The organism is Rhizobacter sp. P3_B12 (genome assembly GCF_056402895.1).
This window is the reverse complement of sequence record NZ_JBFUGN010000609.1, coordinates 1-3,793: the sequence shown is the minus strand read 5'-3', so window position 1 is coordinate 3,793 and position 3,793 is coordinate 1. Positions and strand designations below refer to the sequence as shown.

At 58.3% G+C, this 3,793-nt stretch carries 4 protein-coding genes; all 4 read right to left on the bottom strand.

The features are described 5' to 3' along the window. Window positions 1-1,039: restriction endonuclease subunit S (locus tag AC1D01_RS24665; protein ID WP_477871047.1), on the bottom strand; the 1,039-nt coding region annotated here is incomplete at its 3' end. Further along, complete coding sequence (locus AC1D01_RS24660) at window positions 1,032-2,621, bottom strand: class I SAM-dependent DNA methyltransferase (protein WP_477871051.1); 1,590 nt, start codon at window positions 2,619-2,621, stop codon at window positions 1,032-1,034. The genes AC1D01_RS24665 and AC1D01_RS24660, both read right to left, overlap by 8 nt. Before the next feature lie 35 nt (window positions 2,622-2,656). Next, complete coding sequence (locus AC1D01_RS24655; protein WP_477871045.1) at window positions 2,657-2,977, bottom strand: HigA family addiction module antitoxin; 321 nt, start codon at window positions 2,975-2,977, stop codon at window positions 2,657-2,659. A gap of 691 nt (window positions 2,978-3,668) precedes the next feature. Next, the coding region (locus AC1D01_RS24650; protein ID WP_477871049.1) for a transposase domain-containing protein at window positions 3,669-3,793 on the bottom strand (125 nt) is incomplete at its 5' end.

The following is a 3,793-nucleotide window of genomic DNA, read 5'->3' as shown; positions in this document are numbered from 1 at the left end:
GGTTCATACTCGCTTTCGCCCACTGCCAAACGAAGACGTTCGAGAGGCGCCGCTTGCAAACCATTGCGATGAAGCCCTGATTTACTGCGACGGGAATCTGCGAGATCGCCAAATAGCCGATGGGGGCTCGTGACGATAGGAGAACGGTCCCAGGCGGTAGCAATCCAGATCCAATTTGTGAGAGTCCAAAATCGGTGATCTTCCGCTCCGTGCTGAGAAGTACAGGCGTGCTGAGCGCCGACAAGTCTTTTGGGGTCGCCCAAGCGATCTCGCCGCCCCAGTATCTGGGTTCCTTCGTGCTGGGTGTTGATCCACCCACAACATCGACTTCATCGCCAATCGTGGATGTCGTCCAGCCCAGTGGCCTTGCATCCGTATCAAAGATCTCTGGGAATAATGACCAGACAGCCTCTTCGAGGTACGGCGCTCGATTCTCCACCTTCGCTCGCGTCGGACCGAAGTCGATAAACCAATCCTTGAATAGCGCTTGACAAGTAGCCGCCAACGCGTTGTTCACGGCTCTGTTCAGATCGATCTTCTCGTCGATCGCCTGAAGCAGATCTACCAATTCTAAGCGAGCTGGATCTGGCTCCGGGATCGGAAAGGCTAGAAAGTCTGCCCTCGGCAGCCCTAGATTGGTAGTTCCCGTAGAGTGTGCTCGACAATACTCGCGATACTGTGGTGTCCTCAACACCCAGTAAATCAGGAGTTGATGTGCGCCTTTATCTTTGAAGACAAGCTTGACGGTGTCTTGAGTTAGTCGGCCCTGAGCGATACTGCGCGGAACTCTCGCAATGGCTCCGAGGAGGTCGGCCGATTGAGTAACGTCCTTGAGAGAGACATAGATATCTCCCGCCTTTATCAGGATTCGAGGATCTGATTCTCCACCGTAAGTTTTCAGGTTCTCCGGCCTAAATCCACCATTCCTTGCAATTGAGCCTAGGCCAAGCAGTACGGGCCCCGACTTGCCGAGCAACGCACTTTGGTATGTGTTGCCGCGCTGCAGGTCGACGTAGTCCCCGAGAGTACGGCTAGACATTCTTGACCTCAGCCAGCTTTTGTCGGATCAGAGCGCTGAGTTTTTCAGATTCATCAAACAGACCTTCCAGCTCCGAACGCAAAGCTTCAAACTTTTCTGAAAACGGTTGATCCTCGTCTTCCGAATCAGCGGAGCCTACATACCTGCCGGGCGTAAGAACGTATCCGTGCTCTTCGATTTCGTCGAGATTGGCCGAATAGCAGAATCCAGGCACATTGACATATTTGCCGGCTGTCGCCTCACCGCGCCATGCATGGTAGGTCCGTGCAATGCAGTCTATGTCAGACTCGGACAACTCCTTGCGTGTGCGGTCCACCATGTGTCCGAGCTTTCGGGCATCGATGAAGAGCACCTCGCGACGTCGATCCCGGAGCTTGTCACTGCGTATAAGCCCGTTTGAACGGTCGCGAGCCAAGAACCACAAGCACACCGGAATCTGTGTCGAGTAGAACAGCTGGCCCGGCAATGCAACCATGCAGTCGACTACGCCGGCTGCATCGTTTGCGCCTTTGATAAGGGCTCGTCGGATGTCGCCTTCGCCATTCTGGGTGGACGACATCGATCCATTCGCTAGCACAACTCCCGCGGTTCCACTCGGTGCGAGATGATGCAGGATGTGCTGTAGCCAAGCGAAATTCGCATTGCCTGCAGGAGGCACGCCATACTTCCAGCGGCCATCTTCTTTTAGTCGCTCCCCGCCCCAATCCGAGATGTTGAAGGGCGGATTGGCGAGGACGTAGTCGGCTCGCAGGTCTCGCAATTCGTCCTTGTGGAAGCTGCCTTCGCTGTTCCACTTGATATCGGCGTCAATTCCGCGCACCGCGAGGTTCATCTTGCACAGGCGCCAAGTCGTGTAGTTCGATTCTTGACCGTAGATGGCGATGTCGCCGCGCTTGCCTTCGTGCTCTTCGACGAACTTCTCGGATTGGACAAACATGCCACCGGACCCGCAGCATGGGTCATAGACCCGCCCTTTGTAGGGCTCCAGCATCTCAACCATCACGCGCACGACAGAGCGCGGGGTATAGAACTCGCCGCCGCGCTTGCCCTCCGAACCGGCGAATTGGCCAAGGAAGTACTCATAGACCCGTCCGAGCACATCCCTTGCCGCCTCCTTCTCTTTGCCAAGAGCAATGCCAGAGATCAGGTCGATCAGCTCGCCCAGCATCACCGCATTCAGCGACGGCCGGGCATAGTCCTTAGGGAGAACCCCTTTGAGGGTGTCGTTGCGCTTCTCGATAGCGAGCATTGCTTCGTCGATCAGCTTTCCGATCGAAGGAAGCCTTGCCTGTCCTTGCAGATGCGACCACCGGGCCTCTTTGGGAACCCAGAAGACATTTTCAGCCAGGTACTCGTCTGGGTCTTCGGCCCCGTCCGCGTATTCGGCCAGCAACGCGGCGCGCTTTGCTTCGAAGCTGTCGGAGATGTGCTTGAGGAAGATGAGCCCGAGCACGACATGTTTATAGTCAGACGGCTCCATGTTGCCGCGCAACTTGTCGGCGGTCTTAAACAGCTCGGCTTCAAAGCCGAGGTTGCCACCGGCCCCGTTCTTTGGTGACTTGTTCGCTGCAGTTGTCGTCATTGGTTTGTCTTTTGCCATTGTTTTCTCAGAGAGGCTCATGCCGCCGGGGCATAGTCATTGCCGCGCTTCCGTCCCGTGGTCAGCGTTGGTAGGTTCTTGATCGAGGCGCCCATCTTCTTTTCAGCAACCCGCAGGTCATAGGTGGCTTGCAGGTTCAACCAGAACTGTGGGCTGGTGCCGAAGAAGTGGCCTAGCCGCAGCGCTGTATCTCCCGTGATGGCCCGGTGACCCGTCACTATCTGGCTGATGCGGTTGCCTGGCACCTGCAAGCGGCGTCCCAACTCGGCCGCGCTAATGCCCAGTGCTTCAAGCTGCCCGGCGAGATGCTCGCCCGGATGAATTACTGTGCGCCCCATACTGCACCTTTTCTAGTGGTAGTCCTCGATCTCAACATTGGTGGGGCTTCGTGCCCGCTTTGGCAACTCGAAGCAGTCTCGACGCCGGTCATCAATGCGGACGCTGTACTGGTCCTTGCGGCCGCCTCTGAGTGCCTCTAGCCGATTTCCCGGCAGGTCGAGATCGAGCAGTGACTGTGGAGACATCGAGCTGCTCGCTCCGTAGCTCCGCCCTGCAGTCGAAGCCCGCGAGAGCCTTGACCCGGTTGGCCTCAGTGAATGTTCGCGTTCGCTTGTCCCGGTAGCCGACAATCAGCGTGCTCCAAGGTAAGCAATCATACGCGGTACGTCAAGCGTATTGCTTCCAGGGCGCGGCCGCCGCCGGTTGCCGGGCACTACGCGCCGCGAGCCCAGAGAGGCCTCTGCCAGTGGCCACGCCCTCTGAGGCGATCACCCCGGGGGTAAGCGGCGCCATGGGCCGGCGACCCAGCTCGAGTTCTCGCAAGCCGCCCAAGCAGAGGGGCTAAGGGCGCCGCCCCTGACGCGGCGCAGAGGTGAAGGTTGCACCTGGCGAACTAGGAATCCCCAACCTATCTGCGCTTCGCTCCGCGCAGGCCGGGTTAGCCCCTCTGCACTGGAGCATCTCGTGCCCTACCTGACCGCCGGCGCACGGTGAGCGTCTGGCCGTCCCATCTTGACGGCGGTCAGTTGCTCAAGTCTGCGGCGGAGTCCACCGATGAGGCAACAGCTCTTCGAGTCGGCTATTGGGCAGCATCGGCAGCCGCTCCAACACGTCACGCAAGTAGGCCCAGGGGTCATGCCCGTTCAGACGTGCTG